Source organism: Frankia sp. Cppng1_Ct_nod (genome assembly GCF_920656135.1).
Taxonomy (GTDB): Bacteria; Actinomycetota; Actinomycetes; order Frankiales; family Frankiaceae; genus Protofrankia; species Protofrankia meridionalis.
On the sequence record NZ_CAKKTK010000010.1, the window covers coordinates 1 to 23,270 of the forward strand.

The following is a 23,270-nucleotide window of genomic DNA, read 5'->3' on the forward strand; positions in this document are numbered from 1 at the left end:
GGAGTTCGGCGGCCAGCGGCCCGCCAACTTCCTCGACATCGGCGGCGGCGCGTCCGCGCAGGTGATGGCGGATGGCCTGTCGATCATTCTTTCCGACCCCGCGGTCAAGAGCGTGTTCGTGAACATCTTCGGCGGGATCACCGCCTGCGACGCGGTCGCGAACGGTATCGTTCAGGCCGTCAAGATCGTTGGCGATGTCACCACGCCGCTGGTCGTGAGACTGGACGGCAACAACGCGGACGAGGGCCGGCGCATCCTCACCGAGGCGAACCTCGACGTGGTCAGGCCGGTGGACACCATGGACGGTGCGGCGAAGCTCGCCGCCCAGCTCGCCGCGGCCGCGGCCTGAGCGGACGGGAAGAGGCTTCCGACAATGGCAATCTGGCTGGACGAGACGTCCAAGATCCTGGTTCAGGGCATCACCGGTTCGGAGGGTCGCAAGCACACCGCCCGGATGCTGCGTGCGGGCTCGACGATCGTCGGCGGTACGAACCCCAAGAAGGCGGGCACCGAGGTCGAGGGCGTCCCGGTCTTCGCGACCGTGGCCGAGACGATCGAGCAGACCGGTGCGGACGTCTCCGTGGTGTACGTCCCGCCGGCGGGGACCAAGGCCGCCGTGATCGAGGCGATCGACGCCGGCATCCCGCTCGTCGTGGTCATCACCGAGGGCGTGCCGGTGCACGACACCACCGACTTCTGGGCGTATGCGAAGTCCAAGGGCAACACGACCCGGATCATCGGGCCGAACTGTCCGGGCATCATCAGCCCGGGCAAGTCGAACGCGGGCATCATCCCGGCCGACATCACTCCGCCCGGCCGCATCGGGCTGGTCAGCAAGAGTGGCACGCTGACCTACCAGATGATGTACGAGCTGCGTGACTTCGGTTTTTCCACCGGTGTCGGTATCGGTGGTGACCCTGTCATCGGCACCACCCACATCGATGCTCTGGACGCCTTCCAGGCGGACGACGACACCGATGCGATCGTGATGATCGGCGAGATCGGTGGTGACGCCGAGGAGCGTGCTGCCGCCTACATCGAGGCGCACATCACCAAGCCGGTCGTCGGTTATGTAGCAGGTTTCACCGCGCCTGAAGGCAAGACGATGGGGCATGCCGGGGCGATCGTGTCGGGCTCTTCCGGGACGGCGCTGGCCAAGAAGGAAGCCCTTGAGAAGGCGGGTGTGCGGGTCGGCAAGACCCCCTCGGAGACCGCCCGTCTCATGGCTGACATCATGCGCTCCTTCTGATCTGACCGTTCGTAACCGGGTGTGGCCCGCCGCTGGGGCGGCGGGCCACACCCGGTTTGCGTGTGCCCACCGGCGCGGTCGAAGCGTCCGCCATTGCATGATCATGACCTTGTGCCGTGAAACGGCTACCGTGGTGGGGATGGGACCGTCTGGTCATCACTGATCGTGTGAAGTGGGGTCACCTCGTGGCACGTGTCGCAGGCCGCGACATATCGAACAACGATCTCGGCGTTCTGGCTGCCGGTGTTGTTCTTTTTGTCGTATCTCTCTTCGACTGGTTCTCGATCTCCTATGGAGCGGCCAGCACGGGACAGAACGCGTGGGGCGTCGGTTTCTTCGCCTACGGTGGCGTCGAACTCGGATTGCTGGCGGCTGCCCTGGTGGCGGTACGGGTCTTCGCCCGAGTCCAGCTTCCGGCAGTGGGCGCCGACTGGGTCCTGATCATCGCGGCGATCGCGGGGCTCGGAACGCTCCTGATCCTGCTCAAGGTGGCCATCGGCATTCACGGCCTTGACCGTGCCGCGGGTCTGTGGCTCGGCTTCGTCGCGTCGCTCGTCATCACGGTGTTCGCGGTTCTCGCGGCCATGGCCGGCGGATACAACCTGCCGGGACGGGGCATCCGGAGTCGGCTGCCGCGCTCGGCTGCTCCTGGAACCCAGCCCGACTCCTATGGTCAGCCGCCGCAGGGCGGATACGGCCAGCAGCCGCAGTACGGTCAGCAGCCGCAGGGCGGATACGGCCAGCCGCCGCAGTACGGTCAGCAGCCGCCGCAGGGCGGATACGGCCAGCAGGGGCAGTACGGTCAGCCGCCGCAGGGCGGATACGGCCAGCAGGGGCAGCCCGGCCAGTAGACCCCGGACACAATCGTGAGCGATCGGTAGCGGTGCCCACCGCTTCCGGAGGTTTTTGTTTTTCGACCCGGGAACCGTATCCCGGCGTGTTGGACCTGGGATTGCGGCCGTTGCGTGCGAGCGTCGGACAATGGCCGATTCCGTCCTGCGCTCCCGATCGAGAGCGAGGGGTGTCCGGTCCCGCATCGCGTCGCTCCGGCCGGTCATCGGGGAGGCACTCACCGGCGTCCGAGTAGCCCGTGGGGACCTGCTGACGGCGGTCACTCCGCCGATCGCGGGCATTGCCCTCGCTGAGATCGTCGTTCTCCTGGTCTGGATATCGGACGGGCAGGTGGACGGCGGCGCCTCCACGGCCCTGAGGGTGGGCGCCGATCTGTGGCTGATGGCCCATGGCACAGGTTTCGGCACACCTCAAGGGGAGCTCGCCATGGTGCCGTTCGGGATGGCACTCATCCCGATCGCGCTGACCGCACTGACGGGTCACCGGCTCGCGTCCACGCATTCACCACATCGAGAACGTCGCGTGTGGCGCAGCAGCATGACCGGTGCCCGGCGTCGTCTCGGACGGCCCGCCCAGGTGGGCCGGCGCCAGGCCGAGCACCTGTCCGCGCGGACCCGTGGCGGTACGAGACGCCACAGGCCGGATGGCGGCCGTGGTACCGCTGGATGGCCTGGCGCACGCGCCGGGCGGGACGTGGCCATGGTGGTCGTCCCCTATGTGGTCGTCGCCATGCTGGTAGCTGTCATGACGGATGATCCCGCGGCCCGTCCGTCGATTCCGTCCGCGATGTTGGGCACGAGCGTGGTGAGCCTGATCGGTGCCTGGGCCGGCGTCCTCGTGGCCACCCGCGACGAATGGTGGCGGGACCTGACCGAGATGGTGCCCACGGCGGTGCGGACGACGCTCGCCGCGGCAGCCGCTGGTACCGCCGTTCTCATCGCGGCGGGGTCCCTGGTCACAGCAGTGGTTCTCGCGACGCATATTCCGGAGATCGCCGAGGGTGCCGACCGACTCACGACTGCTCCTGTCGGTGGATTCGGTCTGTTCCTCGTCCAGCTGGTCGTACTACCCAACGTGATCGTGTGGGCGGCTGCTTTTACCTTGGGACCCGGCTTCGCTACGGGTGTGCACGGCGTCGTCCGGCCGTCCGATGTGCACGTCGCGGACCTGCCAGGGCTGCCGATGTTCGCCGGGCTGCCGACGGACGGGATACCGGCGCCGCTCTGGCTCGCGTTCGCGCTGGCGCCGGTCACAGCCGGCTGGGTCATGGCGCGTCTGGTCCGGCGGGACGTGCAGGAGCGGCCCGCCCGGATATGTCTGCTGCGGGTGGGACCGGCGTCGCTGTTGTGTGGAACGGTCATGGCGATGATCGCCGCGGCATCCGGCGGGTCGCTCGGTTCCGGCGAGTTGGCGTCGTTCGGCCCGTCGGGACTTCGGGTCGGCCTTGCCGCAACGGTGGAGGTGGGGCTGGTCGCGATGGTGGCGACGGGGCTGGCGGCTCGTGGCCGTCGAACGGCCGGGCATCGGGCCCGTGGCTATGACGCCCGACCTCCGGAGCCGCCCGAACCTGTGACCGAATCCTCGAAACGTATCTGGCAGGTGCTTGGATCCTGGCTGGGGTCCTTGCGGCAGTCGTGAGACTGGTGCATGTCATCGCGGTATCGCTCGTAGAAGGTCCAGGTGCTGCCGATGAGCAGCAGGGTGATGAGCACCGACAGCACGCCCAGCACAAGCCCGGTTGTCGCGAGACCGCCGTTGGTGGCCTGCATCCTGCGGGCCCGGGAACGGCCCAGAATGCCGAAGAGCACTGCGGCGATTCCAGCCAGACCGCCGATGCCGATCCAGCATGTGGCAACACCCAGCAGGCCGAGGGCGAGGGCCGTCCGCCCGAAGCCGTTACGCGGAGTGTCCGGCGTGCTGCTGTTGATGTTCCGACCCCTGTCGGGGACGGTGCCCCGGGGCGGGTTCCCTGGTGTCGCCATGGTGTCCCTCCGGGTTCTTCGGGGCCTCCGGTGGCGCAACCGGCCGGCCGGGAGTGATCAGGATATCGGCGGATGGGGAGAAGGAGCCCGCGTCTGACGCGTATATGTGCAGTATCCGATTGAGGAAGGCCGAGGAAGTCCCAGAGTTCAAGATCTTTAGGTCAGAAATGTCCGACCTGCCCGCTAACGTCTGATCGTTGAATCGACTACGGGGAGGTCGTCATGGTTGTCAGCTTCGCGGGGCTGCGGGCGGAGTCGGGTCGCCTGCGGGCGCTGGGCTGGTCCTACCGACGTATCGCCCTGGAATGGCAGCGCCGATACCGGCTGAACGCGCGGGTCGCCTTCCGGCTCGCCCACGGCTGGACGCAGGAGGAGGCGGCTCGGCGCTGGAACGTGCGCTGGTCCGCGGACGGAGCCAAGACCGGGAAGTCCTTCTCGTACTGGGAGGTCTGGCCCGCCGCGGGCGGTCGGGCGCCATCGACCCGGACGTTGCAGCGGCTCGCCGAGCTGTACCTGTGCCGCCCCGGTGACCTGTTGGACGGGGAGGATTTCGGCCGTCTTGACACGGGCCGCGACGATGTTTCGGACACGGGCGACCGGATACCCGGGCGCGCGGCCGAGCCGGGGCGACTCGTGAACGGTGGCGACACGGCCACGACCGTGCGTGATGTCCCCTGCGGGTGTGCGGTATGCGGCGATGACGACATGGACATGGACATGGACGCTGAGGGCGACGGCAGCGGAGATTATGATCTTCGCCGGGACGATCCGCAGCGGGATATGGAGTTGGCGATGCGGCGGCTCTCGGTCGCGCTGGCCACGCGGCCGGTCGGCGCGAGGTTCCGGGCCTGAGCAGGAGCTTCACCATGGGCAAAGTGGATGCGCGCGGACCGCCCGACGTAAGTACAGTCGGAACGGTCATCGTCCGACGGCGAGTTGCCGCCTATCTGTCGTACCGGGGGGTCACGTGCCCGCACGCCTGGTTGTTCTCGCCTCCGGGGTGGGCACCACCTTGCAGGCTGTGTTGGACGCCTGCGAAGACCCGTCCTTCGGTGCACGTGTCGTAGCGGTCGGGACGGACCGGCTGGGCACCGGTGCCCAGCAACGGGCGCTGGCAGCCGGCATCCCATCGTTCACCGTTCGTCTTGAGGACACCCCGGACCGTGATGCCTTCAACGAGGCCACCGCGGCGGCGGTCGCCGTTCACAGCCCGGACCTGCTGGTCCTCGCCGGATACATGAAGATCCTGGGAAAGCAGGTCGTCGGGCGCTTCCGTACGGTGAACACCCACCCGTCGTTGCTGCCGGCGTTCCCCGGCGCGCATGCCATCCCTGACGCGCTTGCGCACGGTGTGAAGGTCAGTGGGGTAACGGTCCACTGGGTCGACGAGGGTGTCGACACCGGGCCGATCCTTGCGCAGGCAGTGGTCGCGGTGGAAGCGTCCGACACGGAGGAAACTCTGCGTACGCGCATCCAGGAGATCGAGCGCGTCCTGTACGTGGAGACGATCGGCCGGATCGTCCGGTCGGAGGAGGACACATGACGTCCGCAGAGGTCCCGCAGACGTCCTCGGCCGGTGCGCCGGTCGCGGGGTCGCGCACCGAGCCGAACACCGGCCCGAACAGCGAGCCGAACACCGAGCCGAACACCGGCCCGGGCACGCTCGGCAGCGGTGAGCTGGTCGCGACGGGTCGGCGTCCCATCCGGCGGGCGTTGGTCAGCGTCTACGACAAGGTCGGCCTCGACGAGCTCGCGGCCGTGTTCGCCGACGCCGGGGTGGAGGTCGTCTCGACCGGATCGACCGCGCAGGTGCTCGCCCGGCACGGCCTTGCGGTCACTCCGATCAGTACCCTGACCGGTTTCCCCGAGGTTCTCGGCGGTCGGGTGAAGACGCTGCATCCACGTGTTCACGCCGGTCTGCTCGCCGACCTGCGTAACGTCGAGCATGCCGAGGCGCTTGCGGAACTCGATATCGAACCGTTCGATCTGGTCGTGTCGAATCTTTATCCCTTCCGCGAGACGGTGGCGGGTGGCGCGTCTGAGGACGAAGCCGTCGAGCAGATCGACATCGGCGGTCCGGCGATGATCCGCGCCGCCGCGAAGAACCATCCGACCGTGGCTGTTGTCGTCTCGCCGGCTGACTACCCGACGCTGGTCAGCGCGATTCGGGCCGGCGGTTTCGACCTTGTACAGCGCCGTCGGCTTGCCGCGCGCGCATTCGCGCACACCGCCGCGTACGACGCGGCGGTCGCCTCGTGGTTCGCGAGCGTCGCGGCGCCTGACGAGATCGCCCGTGAGTCGGGGTGGCCGGACACGGTCGCGGCGGTGTGGCAGCGGGCGGAGGTTCTGCGTTACGGCGAGAACCCCCACCAGCGGGCCGCGCTCTACGTCGCGGAGGAGGGCGGCCAGGGGCTTGCCAGCGCCCGGCAGGTGCACGGCAAACCGATGTCCTTCAACAACTTCACGGACGCGGAGGCCGCCCGCCGTGCCGTGGGTGACTTCGACGAACCGTGCGTGGCCATTGTCAAGCATGCGAACCCCTGTGGGCTGGCGGTCGGCGGTGATATCGCCGAGGCACACCGCAAAGCTCACGCCTGCGATCCCGTGTCGGCCTTCGGCGGGGTCATCGCGACGAACCGGTTCGTCAGCGTCGCCCTGGCCGAGCAGATCGCGGAGATCTTCACCGAGGTCGTGGTGGCACCCGGCTACTCCGACGGTGCTGCGGAGGTTCTGTCGCGCAAGCCCTCGATCCGGCTGCTGGAATGCCCGCTGCCGCCGAATCCGCAGGGTGTGGAGATGCGTCAGATCTCCGGCGGCCTGCTGTTGCAGTCCCGGGACGCGTTGGACGCGGCCGGTGACGACCCGTCGGGCTGGACGCTGGAAGCCGGTGCGCCGGCCGACGAGACGACCCTCGCCGACCTTGCCTTCGCCTGGAAAGCCGCCCGTTCGGTCAAGTCGAACGCGATTCTGATCGCCGTGGACGGCGCGACGGTGGGCGTCGGCATGGGGCAGGTGAACCGGGTGGACGCCGCGATGCTGGCGGTGACGCGCGGGGGTGACCGGGTGAAGGGAGCCGTAGCCGCCAGCGACGCCTTCTTCCCCTTCCCGGACGGGCTTCAGATACTCCTTGACGCGGGTGTCCGGGCGGTCGTCGAACCGGGTGGATCCGTACGTGACGAGCAGGTTGTCGCCGCCGCGCGGGAGGCGGGTATCACGCTCTACTTCACCGGCGTCCGGCATTTCGCGCACTGACAGTATTTCCCGTACCGGCCGTATTGCCCGGGTGGGGGCCTGTTCGAAACCCGTCGTTCACGTCGGGAGCCCGTAGGTCGCTCACCGAAAACGGCGCCCGAATCCTCCGAAACCCGCCCACACCACGGTAATCGGCGTAACTGGATCGGGATGTTTCTGTTCGTCGGTGCCGTCCGGACGGTCTGGCCGTTGCCGGACGGCACCAGCACTTCACGAGATGGAGGTGGACTCCGCCGCTGCCGCGCCGCGCCGCGCGCTTGCGGTGGTGCCGTTCGATGCCGCCGCGGGGACGGTACCCCCGGGCGTATCACCGTTGGGCACGTAACGTTGAGCGACCCAGTCCAGAGCCTCACGCCAACTCGCGCCGTACAGGACCGAGATCCTGTCCGCCGTCTGCCGTGCGAGAGCCTGGACGAACACCCGGTCGTCACTGTCCAGATGTCGGGCATCTCCGAAGGTCTCCCAAGCCCGGAACATCAATTCCTGCAGCTTCTTGCTGTGTGGCGTTTCGTCTGCCACGGCCTACTCCCTCCCACTCCGAGGACTGCGGCGGAATTCTGCCGCAGTCGCACACGACGCATGCACTCGGGGGGGTCCGCACGGTTGTGAACCTGGTGAGGTGATCGCGGCGTTGAGGCCATCTCGTGGGGTTTGTACGGTGCGAGCGGGCCGTTTCCGCGCCTGACAACCAAATCCTTCCCGATGGCGTCGCACCTGGTCAGGAGGGCTTTTCGGGCCTGTCGCGTGTTCTGTGGAAGATCGATTCAGGGGGTCGTGCGGGTTTTCGTTCCGGTGGCAGCCGCAGCCTCAGCGCCCGTGACCTACCAGACGTGTGCCGCGACAACCGGTTGGACCAACGCTCGCGGGCCGGACAGGGCCGGACAGGGCCGGACAGGGCCGGACAGGGCCGGACAGGGCCTGGCATCCGGGCCGCTGCGCGGGCGCCGTGAGAAAGGGACGGCCCTCGGCCTGGACGACGATCATTGTGGATCTCTGCGATTTTCGGCCTAGACTGCGTGCGTGGCCGGGGTGAACGGGTGGGAGGATGCCGAGCATCCGACGGCGGACCGGGCGGAGGTCCGCCATGCAGCCGTGAGCCCACATCGCCGATCCTCGACCAGAAGACAATCATGGTGGGCGCGGGAACCGGTCTTCACGGCGGTGCTTGGCGCGGTTCTGGTCGCTGTCGTGGTCGTGTCCCAGAGCCACTGGCGTCGGGGTCTGCTCGGGCTCGGGGCGGCTCTGTTCGTCGGCGCTGTCCTCCGGCTCCTCCTGCCGACCTCGCGCGTCGGGCTTCTCGCCGTGCGTGGCAGGGTGTTCGATGTCACCGCACTCGCCGTTCTCGGCATTTCGATCATCGCGGTGACGTTGGCGGTACCGGCTCCGGGCTCTTAGGCCCCGTCCGTCCGGGCCGGAATGGCTGGTGGGTGAGGGCGGTACTGCTGTGTGTGCTGAGTGCCTGATCACACGTACCGGGTCGACGGCCACTCACCTACGAGACGGTCGCGGTAGCCTCCCGATATCCAGACATCGTGTTCCGACGAGCGGGGTGAACAGCGCATATGGCGACGCATCGCGTTACCCTGATCCCCGGTGACGGTACTGGACCTGAGCTCACCGAGGCGCCCCGCCGGGTGCTCGAGGCGGCCGTCGCAACCGTCGGTTCCGGTTTCGACCGGGACGTGCAGGAAGCCGGCGTGGACGTCGACGAAGGAATTCGCTGACGCCATTATCGAGAAGTTGAGGAGCTGACAGCCGATGGCCGGGAAAGTGACTGTTGTCGGAGCCGGTTTCTACGGTTCCACAACCGCACAGCGCCTCGCCGAGTACGACATTTTCGATACTGTCGTTCTGACCGACATCGTCGAGGGTAAACCACAGGGTATCGCCCTCGACCTGAATCAGTCGCGTCCGGTCGAGAATTTTGAGACCACAGTGATCGGGACGAATGACTACGGCGACACCGAGGGTTCGGATGTCGTGGTCATCACCGCCGGTCTGCCCCGTAAGCCCGGCATGAGCAGGATGGACCTCATCGAGGTCAACGCGAAGATTGTCCGGCAGGTTTCGGAGAACATCGCCAAGTCCTCGCCCGATGCCGTCGTCGTCGTGGTTTCCAATCCACTGGACGAGATGACCGCACTCGCCGCGAACGTGCTTGGTTTTCCGCGTAACCGGGTCATCGGCCAGGCCGGGATGCTCGACACCGCCCGCTTCACCAACTTCGTCGCGGTGGAGCTGGACGTGCCGGTGAAGTCGGTGAAGACCCTGACTCTGGGCTCACACGGCGACACCATGGTTCCGGTGCCCTCGCAGTGCACGGTGGACGGCAAACCGCTTGCGGAGCTGCTGCCCGCCAACAAGATCGAGGAACTGGTCACGCGGACCCGTAACGGTGGTGCCGAGGTGGTCGCGCTGCTCAAGACCGGGTCGGCGTACTATGCGCCGTCCGCCGCCGCCGCCCGCATGGTGAAGGCGGTGGCGGAGGACTCCGGCGTGGTGATGCCGGTATGCGCCTGGGTGAACGGTGAGTTCGGTATCTCCGGTGTCTATCTCGGTGTGCCCGCGCAGATCGGCCGCGAGGGCGTGCAGAAGGTCGTCGAGATCGACCTGTCCGCCGACGAGAAGGCGGCGCTCGCCACCGCGGCCCAGGCTGTCCGGGCCAAGCAGGCCGACGTGGCGAGTCTGTAGCAACACTTCTTGCTGCAACACCTCCAGCAGGACCAGGAAATTCAGCAGGACCAGAAAAAGGGCCGGGCCGGCGGGTTTCTACCGCCGGCCGGCGACCAGCCTGCGCGCGGCGAGGCGGGCCAGTGACCCGGTGGGGATCGTCCCGCGTCCCAGGCCGATCTCCAGCAGGTTGTCGTACAACTCGGTCCTGTGGCGGGCCGCGCGGACGGCTGAGTCCATGAGGGTTCGGCGGCGGCCCGCAAGCCCCGCCAACAGTGCGGTGTGCCGCAGATGCCGGCCGAGTTCCCGTTCGAGGGCGTCCCGGTAGGCCGCGCCCGCCCGTGCGGGCAGGGCGGTGACCGCGGCCTCGCCGGCCAGCGAGCCGGACAGCAGGGCGTAGTAGATGCCCTCCCCGGTCAGCGGGTTGATCAACGATGCGGCGTCACCGGCGAGCAGGACCGGACCATCCGGCTGGCGGGGCCGCCAGGTGGACAGGGGCAGGTGGTGGGCGCGCAGCGTCCCCGGATGCGCGGGCTGGTCCGGCAGCATCCGGGCGAGGGTGGCGTGCAGCACGGTCCGCCCGCCCGCGCCGCCGTACAGTGCGGTCAGCTTCGACCGGAGCATCCCGTAGCCGATGTTGGCCCGGCCGTCCCCGATCGGGAACGACCACGCGTAGGCCGGCCAGCCCTCGTCGGTCATGTCGATGAGCTGTTCCGGTGGGCGGTCGGCGCGCGGTGCGTCGGCGTACCCACGGACGGCGATCGCGAGTGCCCCCGGCGGGTTCGGCCCGATGCCGAGAGCCCGCCGTGTGGTCGAGTTCGCCCCGTCCGCACCGACCACCACCCGCGCTCGCAGGTCCCCGTTGACGACCACCGCCTCGCCCGGGTGGCCGCCTCCCAGCACGGACCTGACCCGCGCCCGGAGCAGCAGGGCCCCTCGCGCGCGGGCGGCAGCGACCAGCCGTGCGTCGAAGACCTTGCGGGGGACCACATGGTTCGCCCGCGGGCAGGGGGTGGCCACCTCCGCGCCGCCGGGGGTGCGGAGCCGCATCCGGTCCACTGGCGCGTATCCGGCGACCGCGTCCGGTACGCCAAGGGCACGCAGGACGTCCAGGCCGTGCGGGGCGATGCCGTCGCCGCACGCCTTGTCGCGGGGGAAGTCGGCGGCGTCCAGGAGCACGACCGAGGCGTCCGGGCGAAGTTGCAGGGCGCGCAGCGCGGCGGCGCAGCCCGCCGGTCCGGCTCCGACGATGAGCAGGTCCACGACCTCGGTCGGTCCGGCCGAGGTCGGCGGGGCGGGCATGACGGACATGGTCACGGTGTCGGGAGGTGTCGGTGTTCCCACATCCGCCCAGTCTCCCAGTGGGTCGAACGCACGCTCGGCCGGGCGGGTTCGTACAGTTCGGTAGGTGGATGCCCTCACCCAGGTCGATACCTGGCCAGTCGAGCACGCAGCCGTGGCCGTACTGGTCCGCGACGTCTCCGGCAGCGTGGAGGCGCGGGGTTCGGTCGGTGCCGCGGACCGGTCGTTCGGGTTGGCGTCGGTGTCGAAGCTGCTGTCCGCCTATGCGGTCCTGATCGCAGTGGAGGAGGGGGTCTTCGGCCTCGACGATCCAGCCGGTCCGCCGGGTTCGACCGTTGCCCACCTGCTTGCCCACACCTCGGGTCTGGGCTTCTCCAGCACCCGGATACTGACCAGGCCCGGGGCGCGCCGGGTGTACTCCAACACCGGTTTCGACGTTCTCGGTGAGACGGTGGAGAAGGCGTCCGGGATCGCATTCGGCGACTACCTCGCCGAGGCCGTGTTCGGCCCGTTGGGAATGACCGGGTCCGAACTGCGGGGTTCGCCGGCCCATGCGGTGTCCTCGACGTTGTCCGACCTGACCTGCTTTGCCGGTGAGCTGCTGGCCCCGCGGCTGCTCGCCCCGTCGACCTTCGCGGCTGCGACGTCGGTGGCGTTTCCCGGTGCTGCCGGCATCCTGCCCGGATTCGGGGTGCAGGACCCGAACGACTGGGGACTCGGTTTTGAGATCCGTGGCGGGAAGCAGCCGCACTGGACGGGGACGGCCAACTCTCCTGCAACTTTCGGGCATTTCGGGCGAAGCGGTACGTTTCTATGGGTTGATCCTGCGGTGGGTGCCGCCTGTGTGGGCCTGACCGACCGCGAGTTCGGTGCCTGGGCTGCGGATGCCTGGCCGAGATTGTCCGACGACGTGGTGGCGGGTCTTCGTGTCCGAGCCGCCTAGCGCGACCGTCAGGACGACCGTGGATTTGTGACGGACGGCTGTCAGGCCTGCGGCTCGGCCGGTCGGGCATCGGATCCGGCGTAGCGGGCACCGCGCAGGACGAACCCGGCCATCTCCTCGATGACGTGTTGCCTGCTCGGGCGCTGCCGGCCGGCGGGATACAGGACCTCGTCCAACACGGTCGCCCCGTAGACGAGCGACACGGTGAACCTGACGGCCAGCGCGACGTCGGCGATCTGGGTGCCTTGGACGGCCAGTTCCGTTTTGATCTCCCGTTCGAGGTCGTCGAGGGCCTCCTGGAGAAACGCATGGGCGCGTACGCGCAGTTCGTTCGAACCGCTGCTCGGGCCACCAGGCAACGTCAGGAGCAGTTTGTGGTTGTTCAGCAGCAAGGTGTAGAGACCCCCGACGAAGTCCAGGGTGTCCTGCTCGGGACTGCCGATGCCGTGGCCACGCTCGGACCAGTGCCGTACGTAGTCGGCGATGAAGTCGTAGAAGGGCCGGTAAGCGGCTTCGACGAACAGGTTCGCCTTGGTGGTGAAGTGCCGGAAGACCAGGGCCTGGGTCACGCCTGCACGGCCGGCGATCTCCCGGGTGCTGACCTGTTCGTAGCCACGCTCGTCGAAGAGATCCCGAGCGGCCCGTAGAACCAGCGAGCGCACGGTTGCCGAGCTGCGTCGGGACTGGGGTTTCGAGGGTGGCGCCTCCACCCGCTCATGATGGCCCGACGGTACCCGTCCGGCGGCGTCGGCCTCCATTCGTCCACTTTAGATAGCAGTGATACCTTGACACCCACCTTTCGCCCGTCCACTGTGAATTTCGCAACACTACTGGCGGCCTGAGGAGTCGTTGGACGATGAGGGATCCTCTGGAGTCCGGCCGACGACAGCACCGAGGAGATGCCCACGGCCCTGGAAAGCAGGCACACGAGACGGTGCGGCAGCGTGTCCCGAACGCGGGATCTCGCTGTCAAATGATCGAATTCGCCTTCCATTTCCACGAGATTGCTTTCCGTGATACCAGGAGGACTACAGGATGAGGCTTGAGGGCAAGGTCGTCGTCATCACCGGCGCTGGGTCGGGACTGGGGCGTGAGAGCGCGCTGCTGTTCTCCCGAGAGGGTGCGAGCGTCGTCGTCACCGACATCATCGAACGGCGGGCGAAGGACGTCGCGGACCTGATCGGCGAGCGGGGTGGCCGGGCAGTGGCCTTAAAGGTCGACGTCACAGTGGAAAGTGACGTGGCCGAGGCCGTCGCCGCAGCGGTCCGGCAATTCGGTCGCCTCGACGTGATGTACGCGAACGCCGGGGTCACAGTGCCCGGTCAGGGCACCGTGGCGCTCGAGGACACCACGGAGGAGAGCTGGACGCATGTCCACGACACGAACCTCAAGGGCGTTTTCTTCTCCATCAAGCATGCCGCCCGGGTGATGAAGGACCAGGGCGGTGGGACGATCGTGGTCACGTCTTCCGCTTCGTCGCTGGCCGCCTACCCGAGCTTCACGATCTACACCGCGAGCAAGGGCGGGGTGAACGCGCTCGTCCGGGGCGCCGCGTTTGACCTGGGCAAATATGGCATCCGGGTCAATGCGATCTGCCCGACGCACGGTATGTCCGTCAACTTCGGCCTTCCGGCGGACGCCGAGGTGGTCGGCAGGTCCTACGAGGAGGTATCGGGCCCATGGGATCCGACCTATGCCCCGATGCCGTTGAAGCTGCGTCGCCCACCGAACCTGCTCGACAACGCATACGCCGCTCTCTTTCTCGCCTCCGACGAGTCCGCCTACATGTCCGGAGTCTGCTTCCCGACCACGGATGGCGGCACTCTGGGACGCGTCGCGATCCAGTTCCCCGAAGGTTGGGAACTGGCTCAGCAGGCTGCCTTCGCGGGCGATAATGAAAATCCCTGAGCGGAGCAGCAGTCCGCGGAGCAGCGGCCCGGGGGTCTCGTCCTGATCGTTCGGGGCGGGACCCCCACCCCGTTGGATGCGGCTCGGTGGCCTGTGAGGTACGACGGCAGGGGTGACCGTGAGGTCAGGAGTGGGTAGTAAGGATCGGTGACCAAATCGATCAATGCGATGCGTTCTGGTGCACGGACAGCCTCCGGTGCGGTCGGTGCCATGCGCCGTCGCCGACCCTTCGTCGACCATTTTATGCGCGCCTACCGTCGGTACACCGATGATGGTGGTGACCGTCTCGCGGCTGCCGCGACCTATTTTGCCTTTCTTTCGTTCTTTCCGCTGATCGCTCTGGCCTTCTCGATCACGGGATTCGTGGTCGACGCCTATCCGGACGTCCAGCAGGAACTGACCAAGCAGATCAACAACTATCTGCCGGGTCTGGCGGACAAACTGGATGTCGCCAGTATCGGCAACGCGAAGGTCGGTGTCGGTCTGATCGGTCTGATCGGTCTGCTGTTTGCCGGGTTGGCATGGATCGATGCGCTGCGGGAAGCGATCCGGATCGTGTGGCATCACAGCGTGGACGTCGGAAATGTCGTGAAACGCCGCATGAAGGACATCGGTGTCCTCGCCGGGCTCGGCCTGACGGTGTTCGCGTCCATCGCGGTGACCAGTCTCGCGACGTCGGTTTCGGGCGCGTTTCTCAAATGGATCGGGCTGGCCGACAGCGTTCTCGCGGCTGCCGTGACAGCGTTGCTCGCACTCGTTGTCGCGCTGGCCCTGGACGTCGCGCTCTTTCTCTGCCTGTTTCTCTGGCTGCCTCGAATCACCGAAGTGCACCGAGTGGCGAAGGGGGCATTGTTGGGTGCGGTCGGGGTGGAGATTCTCAAGGTTGTCGGGACCTGGCTGATCGGCATGACGACCCGTAACCCCGTTTACGGGACGTTCGCGGTGATGGTCGGCCTGCTGATCTGGATCAACATTGTGATGCGCTGGACATTGTTTGTGGCGGCATGGACGGTGACCGCTCCTTACTCGTCCGATGTCGCGCCATCCGGCACCGCGATGGATGTCGGCACCGCGATGGATGTCGGCACCGCGATGGATGTCGGCACCGCGATGGAACCCACCGGCGGCACCGTGCCCGATACCGGCAGGTCGGAAACGCCGGATGCTGTCTGCGGAACGTGTGCGGGACCTGCGGGATCTCCGGCCACAGCGGTGTCTCGGCGGTCCACCGAGGTTCCGTCGTCGCCGGTTCGATGAACAACGAGTCGGATGCGGCTGGCACCTTCCCGCGAGGACGGCGGCGGTGTCCTGACGACGGGGCGAGCGGCCATGCCCGGCAGCGCGCTAATGCCGGGGAACAACCGTCGCCGTATCAGGCGACGACGTAGAGTAATAATTCCAACCATGAGTGTGAACACGATCGCGGCCCAGGTAGCCGGTCCGATGTCGTGGTTGAGTGCGTGTCGCTGATGGTGCTGGTCATCCTGACCGGCCGCGCCCCCGCCGGCGGCAACCTGCTGCGGGCCGCCGGCGGGTATTGCGCCCGGGGCCGGAGTGGTCCGGGGCGCTTTGCGATCCTCCGTCACGAGGTATCCGACGGGGGTCGCCGAGTCCACATTGGCAAATCCCCAGTCAAGCAGTGCGCGGGCATCCTGGGCGTACACCGGAACGTCATGCATGAGCGTGACGATGAGGGTGTGACTGCCACGCCGAACCGCTCCGATGTATGTAGCGCCGGCGGAGGTGGTGAACCCGTTCTTGACGCCGATCGTTCCCGGATAGGAACCGAGCAGCTCATTGTGGTTCTGGATCTCGAAGGATGTCCCGCCGAGGCCCCGGACGGCCGCTCGGGGGACGGCAAGGAAGCCACGGATGACGGGGCTGGCCAGCGCGGCCCTACCCAACAGGGCAAGATCATATGCGGAGGTTGTCTGACCTGGAGCGTCCAGGCCGCTGGGATCCCCGGCCCACGTGTCGCGTGCCTTCAGGTCCGCTGCCGTCCGGTTCATCAGCGCGATCGTGGCATCGGTGCCGCCTGCGGCTTCGGCGAGCGTCATGGCGGCGTCGTTGCCGCTGGCGATGAGCATGGCTGTGGCCAGCTCCGCGGCGGTGTAGGCCATGCCGGGGACGAGCCCCACCCGAGTTCCGTCAACCGACGCTGCCGCGTTGCTGACCGTTATCTCCTGGGTGGGTGACAGGTGCGGCAGCACGGCGAGGGCAGTGAGAATTTTCAGTGTGCTGGCCGGTAGATAATGACCATGCGGGTCACGGGCCGCGAGCACCGCACCGGTGTCCGCGTCAGCGACGACCCAGCTGGATGCGGTGATGTCCGGAGGAAGTGGGGTGGCCCGCGAGTCCACCACGACATCGCTGCTGGCCAGCTCCGGCCCTCCGACTGAATTCGGTGGCGAGGACGTGGTCGGGTCCGTCGTGGCCGAGGTGGGAGTGGCCGAGGTGGGAGTGGTTGGGGTGGGAGTGGTTGGGGTGGGAGTGGTTGGGGTGGGGGCGGCTACCGCCGCGGTCGAGACGGCGACGGTCAGCCAGATCGTCAGGGAGATGACCAGCATCGCGGCCGGACGGTCCGCAGGTGCTGAGGGGAAGTGTCGGCGAGTCCGAGGCACCTAGCGAACGTTACTGTCGGTTACTCATTATGGGGAGTAGGTTACTCGCTGTGTCGCGATGGGGTCACGGGGGGCCGTCCCCGCAGCCCAGGAGGCAGGCACGATCAGCCTGGCGGGAAGACCCCCCGGAGATGGGACGACGGTCGCATCAGCCTCGGACCGGACCAACTGTCCAGACGTTGGGATGAGCGCCTCGCGTAGCAGGGACTCGATGTCGGCTTTGAGCGACTCGAGCTGGTGGGCCATTTCACTGCGGACGTAGGTGCGGGTGGCTGCGTCCCCCTGCGCAAGCCGCAGCGCGGCCACCTCGCGGGCGAGGAACTCGGTGTCCTCCTTCATGCGTGTGGCCCCGGCCCTGTCTTCGGCGAGAGCGGCGCGGTCACGGTCGTCCTGGCGGTTCTGCGCCAGCAGGATCAGCGGAGCGGCATAGGCGGCCTGGGTGGAAAAGGCCAGATTGAGCAGGATGAACGGGTAGGGGTCCCAGCGCAGGATCGGTAGTGCGATGTTGAGCCCGATCCAGATGATGACGATCACCGTCTGGATTGCGAGGTACCGGGCGGTACCCAGAAAACGTGCCACGAGTTCGGCAACGCGGCTGAATGCCTCCCGGTCGAGCCCCGCTGGGAGCAGACTGGTCCGCCCGGACACCGGTACGTCGAGCCGTGATGCGGCGGAGCCGCGTGTGGTCATGACGCTCATGGAGGTTCCCGATCCGTACGCTGACGCCACGCCGCGGCGACGATGCGGGAGCGCACTTCGATGAGGGCACACCCGCGGTGAGGTGGCCCTGGCCGGAACGAACGCACGCGGACGGCCGCGCCTGCTGGGGCGCTGTCATGGTTGGATCAGCGGACGCGGATGCGGTCGTGGTAAACCACGACTGATTGCACGCAGTTGCGTGAGGCTACGCGGCGTCCACTGCCAGCAGGAAGCGGCCGTTACTAGAGCACCCGCCAGGACTCATAGCGGCCACCTCCTCGCGTTGGTCCTCCGGAGAGAGATCAGGCGTGTCCTGTCAAGGATAACCGAGCTTGATACTTCTGTTGCCGGCGGCCCCGATATGTGGTCCGGTCCATCCGACCACCGACCACCGACCATCCCTGATTCGCCTCGGGCAGCTGCGGGTCAGGAGGATGAGCCGTTGCCCGCGCAGGTCGTCGAGCCTGCGCCGCCGTCATCCGACGGGCGCGGTCGGGGGGTGGTGCCGTCCTCGCCATACCGGTGGGGCGCGGTCCGGCCGCCGGGGACGTTGTCAGGAGAGGTGCCGCTTCGGAGGGTGTCGGCGGGAAGGGTCTCGTTTCGAGGGACATCGTCGAGACCCTCGAGCTCGCTCAGGGCGATCGGCGTCCAACGGCGCTGGTCGCCGCAGGACGGTAGAGCCGCCCGGGCCGCCGCACCGTCCGGGGCGTCCCCGGAGCTCTTCTCCATACCAGGGCCAACGGGCTGTAACCCGGTGCCGATATCTGGATCTCTACCTGTCCCGGCCTCGGTTGTGACCGGTGTAACCCCGGCATCGGCCAGCATCGGCCATAGCGATGTCATCGCAGCGTCCGGATCGATCTCGAAGTCCGACTGGCGAATCCGCCAGAAGCGCCACCCGGCGCGGCGCAGCTCCCGCTCGCGGGCGAACTCGTGGGCGATCTGTTCAGGCGATGCGACGGTGTCGGCATCGCATTCGACCGCAAGGCGGGCCCGCCCGCCCGCCACCACCAGGTCGATACGCCGACCGTTCATCTCGACCTGCGGCCGTACCCGGTATCCACGGCCGCACAGGATCCGGAAGACGCGTTGCTCGAACAGGGTGTCGAACCGTGGGTGCGGGATGTCCGGGCGGACGTCGGTCAGCTCCGGCACGGGTAGGCCCGGCACGGGTAGGTCCGGACCGGGTAGGTCCGGACCGGTGTAGTCACCGGCGGTGGCCCGGACCTGGGAGCGTATGTAGCTGAGGTAGTTGTGGCGCAGGTCGGCCGGTTCCAGATCGTCCTCGGTGACCGAATGGAACAGCCACACCTGGTCGCGAGCCCGGGACGCGGCCACGTTGAACCGGCGCTGGTACTCCAACCGGGTCAGCGACGGCGTGGGGGTGTCAGGCGCGACGACCATCGACAGGAAGACCACATCTCGTTCGTCGCCCTGGAAGTCCGGCGGGGTCCCCACCCGCAGCCGGCGGCGTTGCTGCTCCGCCGGGGACATCCTGCTGATCAGCTTGCCGCGGATCAGTTCGGCCTGGGCGGTGCCCTGCAGTACGACGACCCCGAAGGACCTCCCGTCGTAGCGGGGGTCCTCGGCGCAGGCGAGCACCTGAGCCACCAGCGCGTCGGACTCCGCCGGGTTGCGCAACCCGGCGGCGACGCCGGAGGTGACCGCGCCCGGGACGTGCCGGGAGCGCAGGGGTGGCAGCCGGTCCGCGCCGAACTGGCGCAGCGGCACCAGCGGGGCGTCCCGGTAGAACATCGCCGACGACCATTCGATGATCTCCGGCATGCAGCGGAAGTGCTCACGTAACCGGATGACCTCGCCGAACCTGGTCCGCAGCAGCGTGAAGAGACTGGAACGCGGCGTGAACGCGACGCGCAGCCAGCCGGGGACGTCGGGCAGCAGCGTGTCGAGCCGGTTGAAGACCGGCTCCAGCTCGTCGAAGGTCGCACCGGTCGGAGTGCACTGCCGGTCGTCGCCGACCACGATCACCCGAGGGGCGAGCCACAGCAGAAACAGACTGTCGAGCCCCGCCTGGCTGCCCTCGTCGACGATCACCACGTCGAAGCAGTCCCGAACCGCCGGGATGGTCGAGAGAACCTCGCTGATCGGCATCACCCAGGCGGGAACGGCGGTCTGGGCGACACCCATCGCTTCCCGTGCCGCCTGCCGGTACCGCTCGGCGTAACGGCCGGTGAACTTTCCGCCCGCGGCGACGGCGTCGGCGTAGGCGCGAAGCGCCGCGGACTGTTCGGCGCCCATCCGGTCCAGGCAGTGCTTCCAGGCGAGTGCACCGGCGAGGTCGGCTGTCGCGGCGGCGACGGCGTCCTCGGCCGCGTCGAGCTCGGCGTCGGTGTCGGATTCACCGGATGCTGTTCGCGCGTCGGCCAGCCAGGTCGCCGCGCATGCCCATCCCCATGCCTCGGCAAAGCAACCGAGGCGGTGGTCCCAGTCCACCGGGCCGGTCGCCGTCGGACCGGGCCCGCCGGTCGGTTCCACGGCCACCTCATCAGCCAGGATCACGGCCAGTTCCGGGTGCGCGGCCCGGATGCGCTCCAGTAGCGCGCTGCACCGAAGCTCCACCTCCCGCTCCACGACCGCCGCATCCAGCGCGGCGCGGGCCGCCTCGTAGGCGTCGAGGTCGCAGTCGGCCAGCGCCTCCGCGAGCATGCCCAGTTCCGGCGGGCCGGCCTTCTCCCGAGCTGCCGTCGCATAGCGGCTGTGGATACGTCGCAGGTCCTCGGCGGCCGCGGCGGCGCGCCGGCGCAGCCGGACGACGTCGGTGACAGCGGCAAGCTCCCGGCAGGCCTGTGCGTCGGTGAGCGTCATGCCGGTGACGCTCCCCGATGACGTGACATCGAGGGCACGGTCCCGGGCGTCACGTACCCTGCCGACCGCGTCGAGGGCACCGGCCAGGTCGTGGAGGCGGGCCAGCCGTGTTTCAGGGGCGGTCGCAGGGTCCATGTCGATGTCGACGCCGACCAGCTTCCATGCCCGGCCGGCCGTTGCCAGGGCGACCTCGGCGGTCAGCCGGGCGAGTACCACATCGAGCAGTTCGGTTGTCCGTGGGGGGACGCCGTCGACCGACGTCCCGGTCAGCAGGAGTGCCGCGTCCCGTTGCGCCTTCGGCCGGAACACGCGGCGCAGACCACGGCCGGCCGCGAGGTGTTCCTGCAGCGCCCGGCCGCCGGCTCGCAGCGTGTCGGGGCAGGCGGGCCCCTGCTCGGTCAGGGTGGGCAGGACGACCTTGTGGAACCCGACCCGTTCGAGTGCGCCCGCGGCCTGCCCGACGGCCGGCGAGACCGACCTGACCTTGGTCCACAACACCGTGTCGTGGTCGGCGAGCACGTCGCCCAGGGCTTGGTCCACCCACGTCCACCGGACGCGGTGGCGAGCAACAATGTCAAGCGCGTCCACGAGCACGGCCGCTGCGTCATGTAAGGCGTCCACCTGCGCGGATGCCAGCCCGCCGAGTCGGTCCGCGAGGACGACCGCAGGCTCGGTGAGGGTGATCTCGCCCGCCCGGACCACCGCGGTGGCGGCGCCCTCGGCGGCCAGCAGTTCCCGGATGGTGTCGGTCGGCGTCACCGTGCCCGGATCGATGGTGGTCTGGCTGAGCCGTCCGGCCCGTCCGGGCGTCCGGGAACGCAGCGCGGCGAGCAGCTCGGCCGTCTCGGCGGCGTCCAGTGGTACGTACGGTGGTCCGCCGGTACCACCGGCTCTGCGGACGCCGACTCCGGGGACGGGTGTGGGGACCCATCCGTGGGATGCGCGCCCATCGCGCACCCGCCGGGCGATCTGGGCGGTGGTGCCCTCCCAACCGGACGGGACCTCGTCAGGGCCATGGCGGATACCTTCGGCGGCACGCCGCCGCCGCACCTGCTCACCGAGATCGGCCTCGCGCACGGCGGCGGCGTCCCGGCGGGCCCGAAGCTGCGCGATCCGGCGGTTGTGATCCTCGGCGTGGTAGGCGGCCTTCTCCGCCGCGAGCGCGCTGATGCTTGCCGCGAGCTCCGACGACCCGGTCTCGTTCACGTCGGTGAGCGAGACGCACAGCCGTTGCAGTGCCGGAGGCATCTTCTCCCGCAGTACCCGCAGCGCCTGTGCCTTCTGGCTGGTGACCAGCACCCGCTGCCCCTGGGCCAGCAGGGCGGACATCAGGTTGGCGATCGTGTGGGTCTTGCCGGTGCCGGGAGGTCCCTCCACGACCACCCCGTTGTCGTGCCGCAGGCGTTCCATCACACGTGCCTGCTCCGGATTGGCCGGCAGCGGGAACAGCGGGTCGGAGACGAGGCCGGTGCCGCTCGGCACCGGACCGGTGGCCAGCCATGCCAGTCGTTCGTCGGTCTCCAACGTCTCGACCAGCTGGACCAGCCCGAGCGGAGGACGGCCCGCGCCGCGCAGCGCGTCCAGCATCTGGTCGTAGTAGTTCAGCAGCGCCGCGCGTCCACGGGCCCGCAGCACCAGTGCCGGGGCGAAGGTCACCTGCGGGCGTGGGCCAGGTTGCGCCGTGGGCTGCCAGGACGGCGAGTAACCGTCGGTGGACACATCCACGGCAAGGGTCAGCCAGTCCCGCAGTACCCGCTCGTCGTCCAGGCCGAGGGGAACGGCACGGCGTCCGCGTAACCGCTCGTGCAGCGCGTTGGTCCGTTCGGGGCGGAAGGTGCGTACCCCGTCGAGCAGGTTCCCGTCCTCCAGCCGGGTCGCGGCCTCGGCAGGCAGGCGCAGCCGGATGGCGGATGTGGCCGCGTCCACCTCCACCAGCAGTTTCGTCGCGAGCAGGTGATGGCGAACGATCATGACAGGGCGATCGTGGTTGGAGGTGCCGGGTCCTCCTGAGGTGCCGGGCGCCGGGACCTGCCAGGACAGCAGACCGGTGCAGAGCACGAGTTCGAGCGCGTCGCCTTCCTGCGCGAGTCGCTGCACCACGCCGTGCAGGACGTTGTGCAGCGCCCGGCGCGCGGCGTCCGCCCGGGCCCGGACCGCCCAGATCCGCCAGGTGGGAAGCCACTGTTCATAGGCGGTCCGGACGTCGGGCGAGTCCACGAGTCGGACGGTTTCGGTGATCTGCGGGCGCAGGCCGTCCGGTCGGCGTTCGAGCCGTGGCAGCAGACGGATCTCGCGCAGCGGCGGGAACTCCTCGGGTGGCTCGCCCGGCTCGGGCATGACGACCCATCCAGCCAGCGTGTCGGGCAGGGCGGGCGGGGACGGGATGGTTGCCGCGGCAGGCGCTTCGAGTACCACCTCGTCTCCTCCGGCCTGTTCGAACAGGGACAGACCATCGGGGAGCTCGTCGAGCCACACCACGACCGGGTGGTCGTCGAGCGTGGTGATCCGGGGAGCCTGGCGCAGCGCGATCTCGCGCAGGAAACGGACGAGGCGATGGCACCGATCGGCCAGCACGGCGTGGCGCTGCTCTTCGTGATGTTGCAGCTCGTGACCTGCCGCTTGTTCGCTCATAGTCCTCTCCGGACGGCTGGTCCCTGTCGGACGGCGGCGTCCGCTTAACCGACGGTCAGGCCGGATGTGCACACCGACGGCCACGCCCTGTTGCAACGTGTCAATAATGACGCCTTCGGTGCGGGCGGAGTTGTACCGGGTAGCGCGACATCCGAAGGCGTAGGTGGAAACCGTTGCTATGACGACAGTTTCCACCTACAGCCGGTGGGGGTTCACCGACATCCGTAGGTAGGAACCGTCGCTATAGCAACTGAAACCACCTACGCATCAGGCCCGGCCCGGTCCATGCGAGCAGGACGGAGAGGGCGGTTGCGGAGAGGGGGATGGCGGTAGGA

General features: G+C 68.4%; 18 protein-coding genes and 2 pseudogenes. 13 read left to right on the forward strand and 7 right to left on the reverse strand.

What is annotated here, in order from left to right; all coding sequences use genetic code 11:
• From NBW77_RS05025 to NBW77_RS05040, 4 genes and pseudogenes are all read left to right on the forward strand, one after another.
• Positions 1–349: pseudogene (locus NBW77_RS05025) on the forward strand (ADP-forming succinate--CoA ligase subunit beta); the annotation flags it as partial.
• A 24-nt stretch (positions 350–373) separates the two neighbouring features.
• On the forward strand, positions 374–1,249 hold the full coding sequence (gene sucD / locus NBW77_RS05030) for a succinate--CoA ligase subunit alpha (protein ID WP_131748402.1): 876 nt from the start codon (positions 374–376) through the stop codon (positions 1,247–1,249).
• 185 nt (positions 1,250–1,434) lie between these two features.
• The gene (locus NBW77_RS05035; protein WP_131748401.1) at positions 1,435–2,100 is read left to right on the forward strand and encodes a hypothetical protein; all 666 of its coding nucleotides are present in this window, start codon (positions 1,435–1,437) and stop codon (positions 2,098–2,100) included.
• A 130-nt stretch (positions 2,101–2,230) separates the two neighbouring features.
• Positions 2,231–3,739, forward strand: coding sequence for a cell division protein PerM (locus NBW77_RS05040; protein WP_250279348.1), 1,509 nt, complete (start codon positions 2,231–2,233; stop codon positions 3,737–3,739).
• Here the strand turns inward: NBW77_RS05040 and NBW77_RS05045 are convergent.
• Positions 3,637–4,083 (reverse strand): DUF4190 domain-containing protein, encoded by a 447-nt coding sequence (locus NBW77_RS05045; protein ID WP_131748397.1) that lies wholly within the window; start codon positions 4,081–4,083, stop codon positions 3,637–3,639. The two genes, NBW77_RS05040 and NBW77_RS05045, sit on opposite strands and share 103 nt — an antisense overlap.
• A gap of 222 nt (positions 4,084–4,305) precedes the next feature.
• Here NBW77_RS05045 and NBW77_RS05050 point away from each other — a divergent pair, with 222 nt between their 5' ends.
• From NBW77_RS05050 to purH, 3 genes are all read left to right on the forward strand, one after another.
• Positions 4,306–4,935, forward strand: a complete 630-nt coding sequence (locus NBW77_RS05050) for a helix-turn-helix domain-containing protein (RefSeq protein ID WP_242606064.1) — start codon at positions 4,306–4,308, stop codon at positions 4,933–4,935.
• Positions 4,936–5,050: 115 nt separating this feature from the next.
• Complete coding sequence (gene purN, locus NBW77_RS05055) at positions 5,051–5,626, forward strand: phosphoribosylglycinamide formyltransferase (RefSeq protein WP_250279349.1); 576 nt, start codon at positions 5,051–5,053, stop codon at positions 5,624–5,626.
• Positions 5,623–7,335 (forward strand): bifunctional phosphoribosylaminoimidazolecarboxamide formyltransferase/IMP cyclohydrolase, encoded by a 1,713-nt coding sequence (gene purH / locus NBW77_RS05060; protein WP_131748395.1) that lies wholly within the window; start codon positions 5,623–5,625, stop codon positions 7,333–7,335. Before purN ends, purH begins: the two co-directional genes overlap by 4 nt.
• Before the next feature lie 210 nt (positions 7,336–7,545).
• Here the strand turns inward: purH and NBW77_RS05065 are convergent, their stop codons facing one another.
• Positions 7,546–7,854, reverse strand: a complete 309-nt coding sequence (locus NBW77_RS05065) for a hypothetical protein (protein WP_131748393.1) — start codon at positions 7,852–7,854, stop codon at positions 7,546–7,548.
• A gap of 501 nt (positions 7,855–8,355) precedes the next feature.
• On the opposite strand from NBW77_RS05065, the gene NBW77_RS05070 reads away from it, so the two are divergent.
• The 3 genes from NBW77_RS05070 (at position 8,356) to mdh (ending at position 10,026) form a co-directional block, all read left to right on the forward strand.
• Positions 8,356–8,730 carry a DUF3017 domain-containing protein gene (locus tag NBW77_RS05070; protein ID WP_242606063.1) on the forward strand — a complete coding sequence of 125 codons (375 nt, stop codon included), beginning with the start codon at positions 8,356–8,358 and terminating at the stop codon, positions 8,728–8,730.
• Between the two features lie 167 nt (positions 8,731–8,897).
• Positions 8,898–9,059 carry an isocitrate/isopropylmalate family dehydrogenase gene (locus NBW77_RS05075; protein ID WP_131748391.1) on the forward strand — a complete coding sequence of 54 codons (162 nt, stop codon included), beginning with the start codon at positions 8,898–8,900 and terminating at the stop codon, positions 9,057–9,059.
• A 34-nt stretch (positions 9,060–9,093) separates the two neighbouring features.
• Positions 9,094–10,026 (forward strand): malate dehydrogenase, encoded by a 933-nt coding sequence (gene mdh, locus NBW77_RS05080; RefSeq protein WP_131748389.1) that lies wholly within the window; start codon positions 9,094–9,096, stop codon positions 10,024–10,026.
• 78 nt (positions 10,027–10,104) lie between these two features.
• On the opposite strand, the gene NBW77_RS05085 is transcribed toward mdh, so the two are convergent.
• On the reverse strand, positions 10,105–11,316 hold the full coding sequence (locus NBW77_RS05085; RefSeq protein WP_131748504.1) for an NAD(P)/FAD-dependent oxidoreductase: 1,212 nt from the start codon (positions 11,314–11,316) through the stop codon (positions 10,105–10,107).
• Positions 11,317–11,413: 97 nt separating this feature from the next.
• On the opposite strand from NBW77_RS05085, the gene NBW77_RS05090 reads away from it, so the two are divergent.
• Positions 11,414–12,250: a serine hydrolase domain-containing protein gene (locus NBW77_RS05090; RefSeq protein WP_131748387.1), complete on the forward strand. Its 837-nt coding sequence runs from the start codon at positions 11,414–11,416 to the stop codon at positions 12,248–12,250.
• Positions 12,251–12,291: 41 nt separating this feature from the next.
• On the opposite strand, the gene NBW77_RS05095 is transcribed toward NBW77_RS05090, so the two are convergent.
• A complete protein-coding gene (locus NBW77_RS05095; protein ID WP_250279350.1) occupies positions 12,292–12,912 on the reverse strand; it encodes a TetR/AcrR family transcriptional regulator in 621 nt (206 codons plus the stop codon).
• Positions 12,913–13,285: 373 nt separating this feature from the next.
• Here NBW77_RS05095 and NBW77_RS05100 point away from each other — a divergent pair, with 373 nt between their 5' ends.
• Both NBW77_RS05100 and NBW77_RS05105 read left to right on the forward strand, forming a co-directional pair.
• The gene (locus NBW77_RS05100) at positions 13,286–14,158 is read left to right on the forward strand and encodes an SDR family NAD(P)-dependent oxidoreductase (RefSeq protein WP_131748383.1); all 873 of its coding nucleotides are present in this window, start codon (positions 13,286–13,288) and stop codon (positions 14,156–14,158) included.
• Between the two features lie 147 nt (positions 14,159–14,305).
• Positions 14,306–15,415: a YihY/virulence factor BrkB family protein gene (locus NBW77_RS05105; RefSeq protein ID WP_242606062.1), complete on the forward strand. Its 1,110-nt coding sequence runs from the start codon at positions 14,306–14,308 to the stop codon at positions 15,413–15,415.
• Positions 15,416–15,843: 428 nt separating this feature from the next.
• Here the strand turns inward: NBW77_RS05105 and NBW77_RS05110 are convergent.
• The 3 genes and pseudogenes from NBW77_RS05110 to NBW77_RS05120 all read right to left on the reverse strand — a co-directional run.
• Positions 15,844–16,725, reverse strand: a pseudogene (locus NBW77_RS05110) (D-alanyl-D-alanine carboxypeptidase family protein); the annotation flags it as partial.
• Positions 16,726–16,806: 81 nt separating this feature from the next.
• A complete protein-coding gene (locus NBW77_RS05115; protein WP_131748377.1) occupies positions 16,807–17,478 on the reverse strand; it encodes a DUF1003 domain-containing protein in 672 nt (223 codons plus the stop codon).
• Positions 17,479–17,904: 426 nt separating this feature from the next.
• On the reverse strand, positions 17,905–22,935 hold the full coding sequence (locus tag NBW77_RS05120; RefSeq protein ID WP_250279351.1) for a PDDEXK-like endonuclease domain-containing protein: 5,031 nt from the start codon (positions 22,933–22,935) through the stop codon (positions 17,905–17,907).
• Between the last annotated feature and the right edge of the window lie 335 nt (positions 22,936–23,270).